Source organism: Paenibacillus spiritus (assembly GCF_008710135.1).
Lineage (GTDB): Bacteria > Bacillota > Bacilli > Paenibacillales > Paenibacillaceae > Paenibacillus_AQ > Paenibacillus_AQ glufosinatiresistens.
In genome coordinates this window covers 218,541-236,089 of record NZ_VYKK01000008.1, presented here as the reverse complement: position 1 = coordinate 236,089, position 17,549 = coordinate 218,541, and the positions used below count along the sequence as shown (strand labels likewise).

14 protein-coding genes are annotated in these 17,549 nt (G+C 56.7%); 8 read left to right on the top strand and 6 right to left on the bottom strand.

Annotation, left to right across the window (positions count from 1 at the left end; all coding sequences use genetic code 11):
• The first annotated feature begins 54 nt into the window (after positions 1-54).
• Positions 55-507, top strand: coding sequence for an IDEAL domain-containing protein (locus F4V43_RS08485; RefSeq protein WP_150457808.1), 453 nt, complete (start codon positions 55-57; stop codon positions 505-507).
• A gap of 102 nt (positions 508-609) precedes the next feature.
• On the opposite strand, the gene hemH is transcribed toward F4V43_RS08485, so the two are convergent.
• Entirely contained in the window at positions 610-1,896 is a 1,287-nt protein-coding gene (gene hemH, locus F4V43_RS08480) for a ferrochelatase (protein WP_223879826.1), read from the bottom strand.
• A gap of 323 nt (positions 1,897-2,219) precedes the next feature.
• Between hemH and F4V43_RS08475 the strand changes: the two genes are divergently transcribed.
• Complete coding sequence (locus F4V43_RS08475; protein ID WP_150457806.1) at positions 2,220-4,526, top strand: FMN-binding protein; 2,307 nt, start codon at positions 2,220-2,222, stop codon at positions 4,524-4,526.
• A gap of 150 nt (positions 4,527-4,676) precedes the next feature.
• Complete coding sequence (locus F4V43_RS08470; RefSeq protein WP_150457805.1) at positions 4,677-5,633, top strand: 3'-5' exoribonuclease YhaM family protein; 957 nt, start codon at positions 4,677-4,679, stop codon at positions 5,631-5,633.
• A gap of 79 nt (positions 5,634-5,712) precedes the next feature.
• Here F4V43_RS08470 and F4V43_RS08465 read toward each other — a convergent pair whose 3' ends face one another.
• Positions 5,713-7,515 (bottom strand): methyl-accepting chemotaxis protein, encoded by a 1,803-nt coding sequence (locus F4V43_RS08465; protein WP_150457804.1) that lies wholly within the window; start codon positions 7,513-7,515, stop codon positions 5,713-5,715.
• Between the two features lie 203 nt (positions 7,516-7,718).
• On the opposite strand from F4V43_RS08465, the gene F4V43_RS08460 reads away from it, so the two are divergent.
• Positions 7,719-10,589, top strand: a complete 2,871-nt coding sequence (locus F4V43_RS08460; protein ID WP_150457803.1) for a putative bifunctional diguanylate cyclase/phosphodiesterase — start codon at positions 7,719-7,721, stop codon at positions 10,587-10,589.
• A gap of 48 nt (positions 10,590-10,637) precedes the next feature.
• On the opposite strand, the gene F4V43_RS08455 is transcribed toward F4V43_RS08460, so the two are convergent.
• Positions 10,638-10,952, bottom strand: a complete 315-nt coding sequence (locus tag F4V43_RS08455) for a DMT family transporter (RefSeq protein ID WP_150457802.1) — start codon at positions 10,950-10,952, stop codon at positions 10,638-10,640.
• Positions 10,952-11,293: a DMT family transporter gene (locus tag F4V43_RS08450; RefSeq protein ID WP_150457801.1), complete on the bottom strand. Its 342-nt coding sequence runs from the start codon at positions 11,291-11,293 to the stop codon at positions 10,952-10,954. The genes F4V43_RS08455 and F4V43_RS08450 overlap by 1 nt, the downstream gene beginning before the upstream one ends.
• A 106-nt stretch (positions 11,294-11,399) precedes the next feature.
• Here F4V43_RS08450 and F4V43_RS08445 point away from each other — a divergent pair, with 106 nt between their 5' ends.
• Positions 11,400-12,200: a MerR family transcriptional regulator gene (locus F4V43_RS08445; RefSeq protein WP_150457800.1), complete on the top strand. Its 801-nt coding sequence runs from the start codon at positions 11,400-11,402 to the stop codon at positions 12,198-12,200.
• Positions 12,201-12,256: 56 nt separating this feature from the next.
• Here the strand turns inward: F4V43_RS08445 and F4V43_RS08440 are convergent, their stop codons facing one another.
• The gene (locus F4V43_RS08440; protein WP_223879822.1) at positions 12,257-13,549 is read right to left on the bottom strand and encodes a DNA recombination protein RmuC; all 1,293 of its coding nucleotides are present in this window, start codon (positions 13,547-13,549) and stop codon (positions 12,257-12,259) included.
• Between the two features lie 140 nt (positions 13,550-13,689).
• Between F4V43_RS08440 and F4V43_RS08435 the strand changes: the two genes are divergently transcribed.
• On the top strand, positions 13,690-13,896 hold the full coding sequence (locus F4V43_RS08435; protein ID WP_223879821.1) for an ATP-binding cassette domain-containing protein: 207 nt from the start codon (positions 13,690-13,692) through the stop codon (positions 13,894-13,896).
• On the opposite strand, the gene F4V43_RS08430 is transcribed toward F4V43_RS08435, so the two are convergent.
• A complete protein-coding gene (locus F4V43_RS08430; RefSeq protein ID WP_150457797.1) occupies positions 13,851-14,609 on the bottom strand; it encodes a stalk domain-containing protein in 759 nt (252 codons plus the stop codon). The genes F4V43_RS08435 and F4V43_RS08430 overlap by 46 nt on opposite strands.
• A 386-nt stretch (positions 14,610-14,995) precedes the next feature.
• Between F4V43_RS08430 and sigK the strand changes: the two genes are divergently transcribed.
• Complete coding sequence (sigK, locus tag F4V43_RS08425) at positions 14,996-15,697, top strand: RNA polymerase sporulation sigma factor SigK (protein WP_150457796.1); 702 nt, start codon at positions 14,996-14,998, stop codon at positions 15,695-15,697.
• A gap of 163 nt (positions 15,698-15,860) precedes the next feature.
• Positions 15,861-17,519, top strand: coding sequence for a restriction endonuclease (locus F4V43_RS08420; RefSeq protein WP_150457795.1), 1,659 nt, complete (start codon positions 15,861-15,863; stop codon positions 17,517-17,519).
• The last annotated feature ends 30 nt before the right edge of the window (positions 17,520-17,549 follow it).

Genomic DNA, 17,549 nt, shown 5'->3' with positions numbered 1-17,549 from the left:
AGTTTAAATTGTATGAATTCCACAGGTGAATTCAAGAGATGGGGTGCCACAGAGATGATCCGATTGGAGACGCAGGATATAGTCAACATTGCCAAGAAGCAGATTGCCGCCATATTCAAAATGCAGCCGCTCGAGCTCCGGTTCGTCAACGATTTTCAGGGTGAAAAATATCTCTTGACGGGTGACAAGCTGCATCTCAACAACCAGCACTACTGGGCCAAGGTAATGGAGTGCGTGTTCGAGAATCAGGTCCGGCCGGTTCTGCTGTGCGAGGTTCTGTATTTCCTGCGCAGCGAATTCATGGAGAGCGATATTTCGGTAGAGTTCTGTTATGATTTTGCCGGAGGCGTGCAGGGCGAAGCAACGGCCAGAGCCGACATTTCGTTCAATGATACGGCTGAACTCGGCGCGGTTGAGATTGCCGAATTGATCGACCTTGCGCTGACTATGCAGGACAAGCAGTGGTTCGAGGAATTGACGCAGAAATACAAGCAGCTGATCGCGTAAGACGATCTTCTTTCTTCATATGAATACCGCCCATGTCAAAAGGACGGAAGCTCACGGGCTTCCGTCCTTTTGCTCGTACAGGAGCCGGCCGCCGCTGCCGGCTTAACCGCCGCCCCCGGATTCTCGGGGCCGGCCCGCAGCTTCACCCGGACTTCCGGCCTCAAGTTTCTGCCGGTCTCTGCCGGAGCCGGCATCCTCAAGTCCGGCTCCCCCGGCAACGCCTTCACAAGGGACGCGGTCTTCGATCCAGCCGAGCGTCTCGCTGCGGATCCGGTCGGCGAGACTGTCCAGCCATTCGGGACAGTCGTTCAGACACGGAGCTACCGTCAGGGCCTGCGGATCGCCGCCCCCGGAGGCAAATTGCTCCGCTCCTTCCGCCGCAAGCTCATGCAGCGTCTCCAGACAATCCGTCACCAGACCGGGCGAGAAGACGAGCGGGCGGCGGAAGCCGCGCTTCGGAAGCCCGGCGAGCGTCTCTGCGGTGGAGGGGCCAAGCCAGGTCTCCGGCCCGAAGCGGGACTGATAGCTGAGCTGCCAGCGTCCGGGTTCCCAGCCCATGCGCCCGGCCAGCAGGCGCGAAGTCAGCTCGCACTGCCCGGGATACGGATCGCCCGATTCGGCATACCGCTTCGGGATGCCGTGGAAGGTCAGCAGGTAGAAGTCGGGCTCTTCCTTCAGGGAAGCGATCGTCCGCTCCAGAGAAGCTTCCATAGCCGCGAGATAGCCGGGGTCCGAAGGGTAGGCTTCAGCCAGCCGGAGAGCGGGAATGAAGCGTTTGGCCGCCGGGCTGCGGCGGCCGCTTCGGCCGAGCGCTGCGAAGCAGGCGGCGTCATACACCGAAGCCGTTGTAGTAGAAGAATACTGCGGAAAAAGCGGCATCACCAGAATCCGCCGGACACCGGCCTCCTCCAGCTTCGCCATGGCTTCCTCCATTCCCGGGCTGCTGTATGCAAGGCCGAGCACTACCCGGTAGCCGGGTCCGAGCCGCTGCTGCAGGCCGCTGCGCTGGGCTTCGGAGTGAATCAGCAGGGGAGAGCCCGCTTCCGTCCAGATGGAGCGGTACAGGCGGGCGGAGCGGCGCGGCCGGGTCCGGAGAATAATGCCGCGCAGAAGCGGCTGCCACAATAGCGGCGAATAATCAATGATCCGCCGGTCGGACAGGAAGCGCCGCAGATAGGCTCGCACCGACGCCGCGTCGGGAGCCGCCGGGGTACCGATCTGGGCGAGGACGATGCCGACCGGAGCGGACGTAAGGGTGGAAGGGATAGGACATTCTCCTCTCAGGTTTATGGTCCGTACCCTATCACGGCCGAAGTCCCCCGCGCAGCTATTCCGGTCACACGAAGGAAAGAGCGCCTCGGGCTTACAGGTATTTACGGTTAATCCCACAAACAAGGAATTAGTGATTTATATTATATAGGGTGTGATAGAATTCACAGTAGAGGATTGGAATGGTTTGGTATCATCAAGCCAGAAATACATACTTATGCACATCTTGCTATGTGAAAACATTCACCTTATCGGGATGATGATGTGAGTCTTTTCACCCATTTCCGTGTTGACGCCCGGATAGGAAGATCGGAAACTTGCGGCGGCAGCCGTTTAATCGGAAGTAGGGGGGATAAGGGGCCGGAAAGAGGCACGGGGAGAGCCTTTTTCACTCTGCAAGATCAGGTAAGTTACTACAGGTGATAGGCAAAGGAGAATTTCGATTGAAAAAATTAATTTCGCTTACTGTAAGCGCCGCGCTGCTCTTGTCGCCGCTGGCCTTCACAATGAATGCTCCGGCTCTGAATCTGAAAGTGGACGCCGTATCCGCGGCCTCCGAAGAAGCTCCGGCCGCTACGGCCAAACCGGCTGCTACGCCGAAGGCAACGAAGAAGCCGGCCGCAACGCCAAAGGCAACGAAGAAACCGGCTGCTACTCCAAAAGCAACGAAGAAACCGGCCGCTACGCCAAAAGCAACGAAGAAACCGGCCGCCACGCCAAAAGCGACGGCTAAACCGGCAGTGAAAGCTACCGCCAAACCGGCAGTGAAAGCCACCGCTAAGCCAGCTGTGAAAGCTACGGCCAAACCGGCCGCCACGCCAAAAGCGACGGCTAAACCGGTAGTGAAAGCCACCGCCAAACCGGCTGTGAAGAATGTCTATAATGACGGTGTATACGTCGCCTACGGCGATGCCTACTCCAAGGGCACGGAAGGCGCCAAGGTTACGATCAAGAACGGCAAGATCGCCGATATCGAACTGATGCGCACCAGCCCGAAGATCATTGACCGCAACGCCAGCGAGAACTACAGCGGCGTGTGGCAGGCTTACGGGCTGATGAAGAGCCGTCTGATGGGCCAGACGCGCGAAAGCGCCGCGAAGGTGGACGCTGTATCGGGCGCCACACGCACCAGCACGGGCTGGAAGCTGTCCGTGGACCGCGCCTTCGAACGCGCCCTTGCCGTTAAGCCGGCGGGCGAGAAGTATTTTGCAGGCGAGCATATGGGCGTTGACCCTGAAGGCAAATACGCCGTATTCGCAACCTACGACGCGAAGAAGCTGACAGCAGTCAAAGTATTCCCGATGACCGCAACCGGCGATATCGTCGACGAGAAGGCTTTCACGCCGGAACAAGCGGCCGCTGTAGCTGCCATCGCTCCGGTGCTGCTGGCGAAGGGAACCGCCGGAACCGCTCCGGCCGGTTATGAAGCCGACTTCAAGGCGGCTGCCAATGCGATGTGGGATGCCGAGCAGAACGCTCTTATCAACAATACGTCCAAATATATCGACGGCTTCTACTCCGCTTACGGCACGGCCAGAAGCGTAGGCGTTGAAAGAGCCGACATCGTAATCCGCAACGGCAAACTGGTCGACGTGAAGCTGTACAGACTGGGAGCGAACCTGCTGGACCGCGGCAACACCGCGTATGCCAAAGTGGTTGAAGCAAACGCGCCGATGACCGCCAAGCTGCTGGCGAACGGTTCCTTTATTGCGAACTACGATGAGAAGGTAGACGGAATTTCCGGCGCCACCGAGAGCAGCCACGGCTGGAATCAGTCGGTCGAGCGCGCATTCGAGAAAGCCCTGAAGGTTCCTGCGAAGGGCAAGTATTTTGACGGCAAATTCGCCGGTGTAGACAATCAGTCCAAGCTGCTGCTGCTGGTGGATACCGCTTCCGACCAAGTTACAGGCATTACGCTCAGCCTGTTTGGGGCAGACGGCAAGCTGGTTGCCGCCGACAAAATGACGGAAGAGCAGAAGACGCTGGTTGCCCAGCTGACGAAGGGTCTGCTGGACAAGGGCGTGAACATGGCCGACATCGCCGGCCAGGAAGAGCTGTCCAAGGCGGCCCGCGCGGCTCTGGCCGACGCTCTGGCCAATGCCTCCAAGGTGCAGGGCGCCTATAAGGACGGCACGTTCACCGCTTACGGCGACGCCTACGACAAGGGAACTAACCGGGCCGACGTAACGCTCCGCAACGGCGTAATCGTCAACCTGAACCTGTACCGCGTCGGCATGGACCTTGTTGACAAGGGAGACAAGGCTTACAAGGAAGTCATCAAAGCGCTGCCGATTCTGAAATCCGAGCTGCTGACCGCAGGTACGCGCGAAGCGGCCCAGCAGGTAGACGCCGTATCCGGCGCTACAAGCAGCAGCAATGCCCTGAAGCTTGCGGTTGCCCGCGCTTACGGCCAAGCCGAAATTGTCGAATCGGAGAAAGCGGCTTACTTCAACGGAATCTTCATCGGCGTGAGCGCCGACAAGTCCGTTAACGTGATGGTCGAAACCAAGTACCATATTCCGGTCAAAATGACGGTCTACTATCTGGATGCAGCCGGCAACGTCAAGACGAACGATAAGCTGACTGCCGATGAACTGGCGGTGAAGTACGAGATCGAAACGCCGACCAACGACAGTCTGCATAAGTACGGATACCGTCCGGCAGCCTTTGGCGCGAACGACGCGCAGAAGGCAATCTCCGCCAAGGCCGTTGAAGCGATCAAGTCTGCGCTGGCAACAGCCGTTCAGTAATCAAGCCGATCCCGTTACGGGATGCGCTAATCCGAAGAAGTCCCTCTCCATCGGAGAAGGGACTTCTTTTTTTGGGTCCTGGACAGGAACGGAGCCGGCGGTGTCTAATTGTAAGAAGAGACTTTGGTGAATATTCAGGAGGACTTCTACATGACTTTGATTAATCAACTGACCGCGCAGGATGAATTCATCGGCTTTTATCTGATCCGTGAACTGACGGTCAAACAGACGAACGGCAATCCCCCCAAGGATTATTTCGATATTACGCTCAGCGATTCCAGCGGCCAGCTCAATGCGAAGTTCTGGGATGTCAGCAAGACCGACAAGGAGACGTTCTTCCCGATGGGACTGGTCAAGGTACAGGGACTGGCTCATACGTACCGCGACCGGCTGCAGGTGAAGATTATGAAAATGCGGCTGGCCAACGAGGAGGACGGGGTGTCGCTGACGGATTTCATCCGTGCGGCTCCTGTCCGTCCGGTTGACCTGGTCCATGCGATCCGGCAGGCGGCGGCAGGCATCGCCGATCCGCAGCTGCGGAGCATCGTTGAATTCTGCATCCGGAAGGTGGAGGATAAGCTGATGCACTATCCCGCCGCGAAGAGCCATCACCACAATTACTACGCAGGCCTGGCGTATCACATGACCCGGATGCTGGAGATCGGCGACTTCCTGTGCCGGCAGCGACCGTTCCTGAATCCCGATCTGCTGAAAGCGGGCATTATTCTGCATGACATCGCCAAGACGGAGGAGATGACGGCCGAGCTAGGCATCGTCTTCGATTACAGCGTGACCGGCAAGCTGATCGGCCATATCTCGATGGCGTCGAACTGGATTACGGAGGCAGCCATCCGGCTGGATATTGCGCCTGAATCGCCGAAGGTGGTCGCTCTCCAGCATCTGGTGCTCTCCCACCACAACCTCGGCGAGTGGGGCAGCCCCGTTCAGCCGCAGACCGCCGAGGCGGTCGCGCTTCATCATATTGACGCTATGGATGCGAAGCTGCAGATGGTGGAAGATGCGCTGGATACGACACCCGACGCCGAGGAGTGGACGCCGTTCATCCGGGGTCTGGAGAACAAGGCGATCTACCGTCAAAAACTCTGAACAGCTCCCGGCAGGGGAGTCAGGCAACAAGCCAACCGGAAATCCGGTTGGCTTGTTGGCGCTGGAGCAGAAGGCGTCCCTAGCTGATCTTGAATTGTCCCACATAGGTCTCGAGTTCATCGACGAGCGTGCTTAACTCCTCCATCTCGTCGGCAATGCCTTGAGCCGCCTGGGCTTGTTCGCCGATTGCCGCGGCGGCTTCGCTGATCTGGCCGGAGATTTCCTGAATCAGACCGCCGGCGATCTGCATGGACTGATTCATTTCTCCGCCCGCGACTTTCTGCCGGGCGGCATCTTCATACATCTGCCCGGACATGGTGCCGAATTCGGCCGCATCCCTGGACAATTGGTCGAACTGCTCCAGGATGGTAGAAGCTTCGGCCTGTACGCCGGTCATCTGCTCGAAGACGGCGCTGGAACCGAGCATGGCCCGGTCCGTCTGGCGGTAAATATCCTGAAGCTCGCCCGCGATGCGGCGGGTCTGCTCATTGCTCTTCTCGGCCAGCTTGCGGACTTCGCCGGCCACTACGGCGAAGCCGCGGCCGGCCTCTCCGGCCCGGGCGGCTTCGATGGCGGAATTGAGCGCGAGCAGATTCGTCTGTTCGGCAATGTCGGCGATAACCGCCACGATCTCCTGAATACTCCGGGTCTTCTCATACAGGATGCTGACCGTCTCCCGGGTATCGTGGGACTGATTCACGGCTTCTTCGATAGCCTCCGACATCGCATGCGCCGCTTCGGTGCCTCTGCCCACAGAGTCGGCTACGAGACCGGAACGTTCGCGAATGTCTCCCGAGAAGGCGCTGACCTGACCGGCGATATCCGAGATATGCCCGCTCTGCGCGACGATCTCCTGAATCCGCTCGGCCACTGTACAGGCGTTGCCTTGCATCTGCTCGGAGCTGGCCGACAATTCCTGGGTCGTGGCGCTCGTCTGTTCGGCAACGGCCGAGACGCTGAAGGTAGAGTCATGCAGTGTGGCAACCGTCCGCTTCAGCGTCGACAGCATGGACCGGAAGTGCTCCATCAGCACGTTGAAGCCGTCGATCACCCGGCCGATCTCCCCGTCCTGGACCAGATCGATCCGTCCGGTGAAATCGTTGACCAGCACCTGCTCCGAGCAGTCCGTAATCTTGCGGAAGGCCAGCCGGATCTGGCCGGTAAGCAGCACGGTCGCGATGCCCGACATGACCAGGGAGATGACGAGCAGCAGCGCAATGCCGGGTACCGCCGATTCCAGAGCGAGATAGCCGGACGCGCCCAGCCAGATGAGAATGAGCAGCATGCCGACCGGGTAGATCACGGAGAGCAGCAGCGTCAGTCCGATGCGATGCACGATGCCGATGGATTGGTAGGGAAGAACGGCTTCGGTGGCGCGGATCTCGGGCAGTCCCAGAAAGCGCGACACTTCTTTCCCCGTGAGAAAATAATAGAGCGGCATGGAGACCAGGCCGGTCAGGGCGAAGAAGGCCATCATCACTGCGAACTCCTGCCCGGTGGCGTAGCCCAGCGTCAGAGCGGGCACATTCATAAGGCTGCCGGCTAGGACTAACCAGCGCAGCAGGATGGTCATTGCTTCCGCCACTGGCAGCCGGGCGGCATTGATTTTGGCGGTGCGAAACAGGTCTTCGTCCCGCTCCCCGCGTTCAATCAAACGAACTGCCGACAGAATCGGCCGCATGTAGTAGGACTTGACGGCAAGGCCCGCAGCAAGCGTGACAAGAACGGCTGCGGTAGCGGCAATCAGGATATATCCCCAATGCTTCTGGCCGATCTCCATATGAACCAGAATGAAATAGAGGAGAACCGGAACCGGCAGCAGATAGGTGCTAAGTTCCTGCTTAATCACAAGTCTTCGATACATGTGTTGAAATTGAGTCATGGCAATCCCGCCTTATTCGGAGTAGTCTTGATGCTTGGGGAAGTCCCCTCTCTTTCTTTTATCGGCCTGAAAGATCTTATACTTAAAGAATTTGTGAGTGGATAACTCTGGGAATGGGGTAAGCGCCTTCAAAACGGTTAAGCTACTAATATCCGATTAAATTCCAGTCTGTCGATTTGATTCGTGAGCGAGGAGGATGCAAGATGGAGCAGCTTCCCGAGGTGATGTCTACTCTGTACGTGGTCGCTTATGCGTTCTGCCTGTTTCTGGGCATCTATACGTTCGCCGCCAGCGTGAACCGGATGCTCGGGTTCTTGTGCCTTGCTCTGTCGTTGTCGCTCTGCATATGGGCGTTCGCCTGCGCAGCGGGACTGCCGGCCCTCGAGTTCGGGTCCGTTCGCTTCCGGCGCGTTCTGTCCATTCTGGGACTGGGGGTCTGTTATACGCTTGCCTCGCTGCTGATGATCCGGCTTCGCCGTTCCCGGGTGACTGCGCAGCGGGAGCGCAGGCTGCTGCTTCTGGCCGCAGCTCCTGCGCTTGGACTTGCTCTCCTGACGGATGAGCTGCTCCGGCTTGCGTCTCCCGGCCCGATGGCGAGGCTCGCAGGGCTTGTTCCGATGCTCCCCTACCTTCTGGTCCTGGCCGCCGTTCGCCGGAACGGCATGCTGCGGCAGACGGAACCCGAAGACGAGGAGATTCTGTCGGGAGCGGGCACGCTCGGACTCTATAACCGGCTCGCCCTGCTTGCGGTCGCCGCCGGTATCCTGCACGCGGTCGTTCCCTATTTCGTAAGCGGCCCCGGGCCTGCGCCGGCTGCGCTTCGCTTCAGCGCTCTGCTGCTGCTGCTCGGAGTGCTGATCCGTCTGATCGGCCAGCTCCGCTTCAACTCGGCGGCCAAGCTCTACATGAGCCTGGCTCTGTTCGTTCCGGTCATTCCGGCGGTTACCCTGAATTTCCAGCGGGAAGCGGCCTTGAATGTCTGGGCATTCCCGCTTGCCTTGATGCTGTTCGCCCTTGTCTTCAGACGCCGGCTGCTGCTGGTCGCACTCACCCTGACGGCGGTACTGACCCAGAGCGCCCTCTGGCTGTGGGTCCCCCGCACTGCCGTGGAAGTGGGGGCAGGCGATTATCTGGCCCGGATCGGTATCTTCGCCATGTGCTTCGTTATCGCCTACTACGTACATAGAACCTATGTATACCGGCTTCGCCATAACGAGCGCCAGCTTCAGCTTCAGAAGCTGATGACGGAGATTTCCTCTGATTTCGCAGCCGCCGGCCGAGGCGGGATCGAGCAAGCGGCACATCGGACGCTGGAGGCGCTGGGACGGCATTTTGAACTGGACCGGGTCGTCATCTTCCGCAAGGACCGGGAAGACGGAGGAGCCACCAGCCTATGGGAATGGCACCGCCGCGATCTGGTGCCGCTCCGGCCGTTTCTGCCGCATCTGACGCGCAGCCGGCTGGAGTGGTGGTTCGAGCGGATGAAGGACGGCGGAGCAGCGATCCTCGACGTTCATGACTTGCCTGACGAGCCGCCGGTTCAGAAGGACAAGCTTCATGCGGAAGGAACGGCTTCCGTCGCCATGCTTCCGATCCCCGGGCAGAAGGAATGGCTGGGCTGTATGGGGCTCGCCGCCGGGAAGCCGGGCATCCTCCGGGACTCGCTGTCCGACTTCCTGACCATCATGGCGAATCTCTTCTCGGGGGCGCTGAAGCGGATGGACAGCGAGGAAGAGGCGGATCAGCTGGCCTTCTACGATTATTTGACCGGCCTGCCGAACCGGATTCTGTTCCGGCGCAGAGCCGAAGAGGTCCTGAGCCGGGAACAGGCGCGGGGCGGAATGGCGGCTGTCCTGTTCGTCGATCTGGATTCGTTCAAGAATATCAATGATACGCTCGGACATGAAGCGGGGGATGAGCTGCTGGTCTGTGTGGCCCGGGAGATGCAGGCGGCGCTTGGCCGATCCTGCATGCTCTCCCGGTTCGGGGGAGACGAATTTCTGGTGCTTGCGCACGGAATCCGGGACAAAGGCGAGGCGATCGGCGCAGCGGAGCGGCTCATGGCGGCTTTTCGGCGGCCGGTCCGGCTCCAGGAACAGAAATTCTATATTACGGCCAGCGCCGGAGTAGCGCTGTATCCTGCGGACGGCAGAGATGCCGAGACGCTGGTGAAGAATGCCGACATCGCCATGTTCCGGGCGAAGGAGAGCGGCAAGAACCAGTACCGGTTCTGCTCGGCGGCGATGAAGGAGGAAGTATCCGAACGGCTGAGTGTGGCCAACAGCCTTGCGGGGGCGCTGGAGCGGGGAGAGCTGCGGCTGCTCTATCAGCCGCAGCTCAGCCTGCATAGCGGGCGGATCATCGGCATGGAAGCGCTGATCCGCTGGGAGCGGCCGGGGATCGGCAGCGTGCCGCCGCAGCTCTTCATTCCGATTGCCGAGAGTACCGGGCTGATCAGCGCAATCGGCGATTGGGTGCTGCGTACCGCATGCGAGCAGAACAAAACGTGGCAGGATTTGGGGCTGCCCCGGGTCCGCATGGCCGTGAACATCTCGGTGCATCAGCTCCGGGACCCGGGATTCGCCTCCAAGGTGACCGGGACGCTGGTTGCGACGGGGCTTGATCCCGAAGACCTGGAGCTGGAGGTGACGGAGAGCGGAGCCATTCGGGAACAGGATCAAATCGTACAGGTGCTGGGGGAGATCAAGCAGAAGGGCGTATCGATCTCCATCGACGATTTCGGAACGGAATATTCGTCGCTGAGCCGGCTGAAGCAGCTGCCGGTAGACAAGGTCAAACTGGATATGGAATTCGTGCACGGTATTGAAGAGAGCCCGAAGGATCAGGCGATTACGAGAGGAATGATCTCGCTGGCCCGGAATCTCGGGCTGAAGGTGGTTGCCGAAGGGGTGGAGACGCAGGCCCAGCTCGACTTCCTGGAGAGCCGCATGTGCGATGAAGTGCAGGGCTATTATTATTATCGCCCGTTGAGTGCGGAGGAGATGGAGGAAGTGCTTCGGACAGCCGCCGCCGGCGAGCGGGAACCGGACCGCAGGGTAATCGGTCCCCGCTAAAGCGGGCGGTCGCGTTTAAGACGGGCGGATACCCGGCGAAGCGGGCCGTTAGCCCAGCAGCTTCAGTCCGATGGCGGAGCCGACGATGGCCGCTATGCAGACCAGCCGCCGCCAGTCGCGGGATTCGCCGAAGCGGACCATGCCGAGAAACGCGGCCCCGGCGGTTCCGATGCCCGTCCAGATGGCGTAGGCGGTAGCCATCGGGATGCTCCGCATGGCCAGCGAGAGCAGCGAGAAGCTGCATCCGAAGGCGGCCAGCAGCATAAGGGCCGAGAGGAGGCCCGGCTTTCTCGTCATCCGCTTGATGCCGGCAACGCCGGCGATTTCACAGCATCCCGCCAGGATCAGAGCGATCCATTCCATCAGGAGCGCCCCCCTTCTCCGGCCGGTTGGTCGGTCAACAGCTTCAGACCGATGATGCCGGCCAGCAGGACGGCGGTCAGCAGCATTTTGGAAAGACGGAAGGGCTCTCCGAAGAACCAGACCTCGGCGACGGCGGAACCGGCCGTTCCGAGTCCCGTGAAGACGGCATACACCGTGCCTACGGGCAGACGGGAGGACGCCCGGATAATCAGCCAGAAGCTGGCGGCGATGGCGGCTGCCGTGAGCGCCCATTCGGCGGCGGTGGAAGCGTGCTTCAATCCGGACACCCAGAACACTTCCACCAGGCCGCCGACCAGAACATAGAGCCAGTTGCGATTCATGATGATCTCTCCTTGCGGTTAGCTGTTACATTCCAATCGCTTGGAACTCTTCACACTATAAAGTATCCTATAAGGGTAGAGTCAACTGTCCGAAGAAAGGAAAATCATGAGAGAATATCTGTCGATCGGCGAAGTCTCGAAGCTGAAGGGAGTCAGCGTCAAATCGCTGCGCTACTATGATGAGATGCACATTCTGAAGCCGGCTTATGTCAACCCTGACACCGGCTACCGCTATTATACCCAGGAACAGCTCGTAACACTGGATGTCATTATGATGTGCGTGGAGCTGAATATCCCGTTGAAGCGCTTCGGAAGGTATCAGGATGAGGGCGGGGCGCTCCGTCTGGACCGCATCCTGGAGGACGGGCAGGAGATTGCCAGACGCCAGGCCGCCCGGATTCAGGCAACGCTTGCCCGGATGCGCCGGCTGGCGGACAGCATTGAAGCTTATCGGAGCTATAAAGACCGGAAGGGCGAGTACCGCCGCTTTATCGGTGAACGGCACCTGCTCACCGAGCCCTGGAACGGAGCTCCGGACGATGCGCGGCTGTTCATGCGCACCGCAAGCGGCTTGTTCCTGCGCGCCGAAGAAATGGGACTGACGAGCGTCTATCAACAGGGACTGGTTTATTTTTACCGGCAGGGGCGGACGGACAAATATGTATTCATTGAGGTGCTGGAGCCGGGTCCGGAGGCGCCCGGCCGGATTAAGCTGCCGGGAGGCGAGTACCGGTGCCTGCGGCTGGACGTCAGCGGAATCGAAGGGACCGCCGGGCGGTTCGGATGCGCCGGGGAGGAGCTGGAAGGCTTGTGGGCTGTAGATGTGGACCTCTATGATGCCAGTCTGGAGCGCGGCGGGTATCCGGTCGAGCTGCAGCTCTTCGCCGGGGGAGCGGACCGCGCCTGAACAATATAACCGGCGGCAAGCAGCCGCCGGTTGCAGGAGGATATCAGGCCGACGCGTTATACCAGTTCTTCCTCCGGTTCCGCCAGCCCGATCAGCGGGCCGGCTTCGGCGGACGGGAGCTCTTGGACGGAGCGGAGCTTTCGCTCGATCGTCCGCGTTTTGCGGGAAGCGGTCTCGATGGTATTGCTGGCTTCCTGCAGCTTCTTGTAGGTCTTGTCCAGAATGCCGCCGAAGGTGCCGAACTCGGTCTTGACCGCGCCGAGAAGCTGCCATACGTCGCTCGAACGCTTCTCGATGGCAAGGGTGCGAAAGCCCATTTGGAGACTGTTCAGCAGGGCGGCCAGCGTCGTCGGTCCGGCCGGCGTCACGCGGTATTCGCGCTGGAGCGTGTCCGCCAGACCGGGGCGGCGCAGCACTTCGGCATAGAGGCCCTCCGTCGGCAGGAACATAACGGCAAAATCCGTCGTATGCGGAGGGTCGATATACTTGGCCGTAATCGTCTTGGCCTCCAGCTTGATGCGCTGCTCCAGCTTGCCGACGGACTCGGCCGCAAGGGCCGCATCCCCGGCCTCCTGCGCCTCCAGAAGCCGCTGGTAGTCTTCCAGCGGAAATTTGGAGTCAATGGGCAGCCAGATGAACGGCGCATCGCCGCTTTTGGACGGCAGCTTGATGGCGTATTCCACGCGGTCCGCCGAACCCGGACGCGTGACAACGTTCGCTTCGTACTGCTCGCTGGTCAGCGTCTGCTCCAGCAGGCTGCCCAGCTGCACTTCTCCCCAGGTGCCCCGGGTCTTCACATTGGTCAGCACCTTCTTCAGATCGCCGACTCCGGTCGCCAGCGTCTGCATTTCCCCCAAGCCCTTGTGCACCTGCTCCAGCCGGTCGCTGACCAGCTTGAACGATTCTCCGAGCCGCGTCTCCAGCGTGTGCTGGAGCTTCTCGTCGACGGTGGCGCGCATCTGCTCGAGCTGGCCGCGGTTGTCTTCCCGCAGCAGCCGCAGCTGCTCCTCGACCCGCTCCCGCAGCTTGTCGATCCGCTCCTCGTTGTGCCTCATGTCGTTCTTTAGGAGAACCGACAGTTCCCCGATCCGGCCCGTGACCGCATCGCTCGACGTCTTCAGCGCAGCCGAAAGCTCCCGCTTCTGCATCTCCGACAGCCGGGTCATCAGATTGAGCTGGGCGCTTCCCGCAGATTCCAGCCGGGCGTTCAGCTCGTCCCGGGTAAGCTTGAACTGCTGCTGAATCTCGGAGCGCAGCTGCGCAGCGCCTGAGTCGGTGCGCCGGAACAGCAGCAGGCCGATCACGGCCAGATTGAGCAGCAGGCTTGCTGCGAGCAGGGCATTTTCCATAGAATCCATCTCTCCTTCTCTATTTAGATTCTTCTCTATTAGAATCATTGTACACCGGCGGCTATCCGGCGGTAAGAGACATTTCCGGCGAGTGGAGATAGAAGGATGGAGCAGGGTGTGTTATAATTTGGGAATTTCTAGTGTGGGGGTCCTATGAGGACCTGTCCCTGGATGTGAACAGAGGAGAAGTGCTGGCGATCGTCGGCAAGAACGGGTCGGGCAAAAGCACGCTCCTTAAGCTGATTGCCGGTCTGGCGAAGCCGGACCACGGCCGAATCGTCTTTCAACGATGTCTTAAAGGCTACTGGATCGTTCTCCCTTCCAGCAGGATATACTGGGGGGTCTGATTTAGAGTGCGTTCCCATTCACGTGTGAAGATTTCATTGCTCTTTATCGCGGGCCGTGGACGAGGGAGCGACTCCAGGGTGACCCCGCCTTTGAAGAAATAAGTCGGATGCAGATCTTCCTGTCCTTCGGGAATCAGGTGTCCGGATATATTTTTGGCGGTTACCGATAGTCTCATCTTATGGTGGCCGCTGAAGGTCACCTGATTCCAAGTGAAGGAGAGCGGCCGAAACGCTTCGTTGGATAGGATGGATGTCTGATCCAATTCGGATGCCAATTGAAATCGTTCCAGTGTTTGTACGCGATCCTCCTGGATCGTCAGCATCTTCGTTTGTTGATCCCAAACGCCATTGAGCCCAAGCCCGTTCAGGAGGAGGCGGACGGGGACGTAAATGCTTTGTTGCCGGATCTGAACCTGGTCTGCTTGGTTGTGGTTATGAATTTGAAGCCGATTGGATTTGAACAAGATATTTGCAGTTGCAGTATCTGAATCGTAGGTCACCTGGGCACCCAGCAATTCGCTCAGGGAACGCAGCGGCAAATACAACCGGCCGTTGTCCACATAGGGGGAAGCAGGAGCGGTGTAAAGGACATAGTATTGATTTATGCGAAGATGAACAGGAGTGGCTGCTGATTTTCCCAACGCGCTGCAAGGTATGGGGAGAGAGAGGATCAATAAGAAAGTAACAAGAGAGGACCTTTTTAACCAATTCATCGTTTGTTCGTCCTTTCAACAAAAGGGAGGAGGGTTATTAGGTTTGCTTTCAACGTAGTACATAACTTCATGATTTTTCCTCTTTTTTTGCATAAATTACAATATAATCATATGGATAAAATATAAAAAATTCAAATTCATCCATCGGCAAATGATTAAGATTTACGTTTGCTGGTTTAGTATATTGACGTTATACAGCTTGATTTAACCCCGTATGACTAATTTTACTAGTTGATTTACTAAATTATCTTTATTAGAATTCCCGGGCAGATCGCTGTTTTTCCCCGGTACAGGCACTTCCGGGCACCCGCCTACATAGAATGAACTGACCATGAAGCCGAAGCGAGACGGAGTCACGGGTACATGTGCGGGAGGTGTCGCTTAAAGTGCCGGGATTGCTCAGCACCATTGCGCTGCTGATTCGAGAACTGACGCTGCTGGTATCGTACGTGAGGAACAATGCGTTCCCCCAGCCTCTCTCGGAGCAGGATGAAGCCAAATACTTAGGAATGATGGCCGAGGGAGACGCCAAGGCCCGTAATTTGCTGATTGAACATAACCTGCGGCTGGTCGCGCACATCGTCAAGAAATTCGACAACACCGGTGAAGACATGGAGGACCTTATCTCCATCGGCACGATCGGGCTCATCAAGGCGATTGAGAGCTACCGACCGAACAAAGGGACGAAGCTGGCGACGTTCGCGGCGCGGTGTATCGAGAACGAGATTCTGATGCATCTGCGCTCGCTGAAGAAGACCAAGAAGGACGTCTCCCTGCACGACCCGATTGGAACGGACAAGGAAGGCAACGAAATTACGTTAATTGATATTCTCGGCTCGGACGCGGACGACATCGTGAAGGAAGTCGATCTTAAGATCGAGAAGAGCAAGATTTACCGCAACCTCGACATTCTAGATGACCGGGAAAAAGAGGTCGTGGTCGGCCGCTTCGGCCTGGACACCGGCGGGGAGGAGCGGACGCAGCGGGAGATTGCGAAGGAGCTGGGGATTTCGCGGAGTTATGTCTCAAGAATAGAAAAAAGGGCGCTCATGAAGTTGTATCATGAGTTTTATAAGGCGAAGCGGTAAGAGGTATCGGGTCTGTCTTTTGACAGACTCTTTTTTGTCGAAATTGAGAAGTCTAGTCCTAAAGAATTGCATAAAAAGTAGGATTTCCATGTAAAAAATTTGAAGTCCGATGTTATAATTTGGATATACATGATTCTATCTAACGCAATTTGGAGGGGTAAAGGTGGCTCGTAGTTTCGGAAGTACAGTTAACAAAATCATTAAAGAAACTGCAAAAGCGCAGCGCGCAGCAGAAAGATCAAGGAATGCTGCTATTCGGGAGCAGGAAAGACATTTAAGGCTGCAACGACAATATGAACGCGAGAATGAGCGAGTTATTAAACAGTCTATACGTGAACAAAAGGCTTATGAAAAAGAACAAAAGGCACTCTACATAGAAGGACGTAAAGAGGAAACGAATGATTTAAATGCTGAGGTCCTTTACCGGATAAACGAATTTAAATCGATTATAAGTGAAACGCTCAACGTTGATGACACGATTTCTTATGAAACATTATATAAGAAGGATGAGTATCCTGCATACGTGGAACCCTATGTTAAGCCCGTGCCAGAAAACCCTGTACCGCTGAGAGAAAATTATTTTACAAGAGTTACTATGAAACCCTCTTTTATAGAAAAGATTAGTGGCCTTGGGAAAAAAGCGCGCCTAAGAGTAATTGAAATAGCGGAGAATACATATAATTATGCCCTTCGTGATTATGAGTCTGCAGAAATGAGAAGAAACGAACTGATTAAGGAAAATGAAAAATTCCTCAGCACTGCTAGAGCAGAATATGACGAAGCAAAACGTTTGTATTTAGAGGAAATAGCATCTCATAATAGTTCGATTGATGATTTTAGAATAAGTTATTTCAATAAGTATAAAGAGGCAATTGAAGCTTACAATACAATGGTTCTGGAACGTTCTAATTACAGTGACATTTTTCCACAAACCTTTAATCTGTTTTATTTAGAAGAGAGTAAAGAATTATTAGTAGAGTATGAATTGCCGGATGTGACGGCTGTACCACAGAATAAGGAATATAAGTATACACAGAGCCGGGATGAGATCAAAGGAGTTCCTTTTAAACCCAAGGAATTGAATGAGATTTACTCTTTACTTGTAGCCTCCATAGCTCTCCGTACACTTCATGAGCTGTTTGAAGCTGACCAAGGCGCACATTTGGATTCAGTCGTGTTTAATGGAGTGGTATCCACGGTGGACTTAAGTACAGGTCTCGACATCCGGCCGTGCATAGTAACCATTCAGACCGGGAAAGAAGAATTCATGAAATTTGACCTTGCCAGAGTGGATATTCTTGCCTGTGTAAAAGGCCTCAAAGCCCAGCTCTCCCCTTCAGTAACTGAACTCACTCCAGTCAAACCCATTGTCGATCTCGACATGTACGATAAACGATTTGTGAATGAAAGAGATATGATATCTACACTTGATACACGAACTAATCTTTTGGATATGAACCCTTTTGATTTTGAACATTTGGTATGTAACTTGTTTTCGGAAATTGGTCTTGAATCCAAACTGACACGTTCTAGCCGAGACGGTGGAGTCGATGTCATTGCTTTCGACCCGCGCCCTATATTTGGCGGAAAATATGTGATTCAAGCAAAAAGATATAGAAATACTGTTGAGGTAGCTGCAGTCCGCGACTTATACGGAACTATGATGAACGAGAATGCATCGAAGGGGATCTTGGTTACCACATCTACGTATGGTCCTGATGCCAGAAGCTTTGCAAAGGACAAACCTATTGAGTTAATTGATGGCCGGGTGCTGTTGCATATGTTAGAGGAGCAGGGGATCTATGCGAAGATTCAGTTGTAAAGTGCTCAGTGTAGTTGATGATAAATAGAA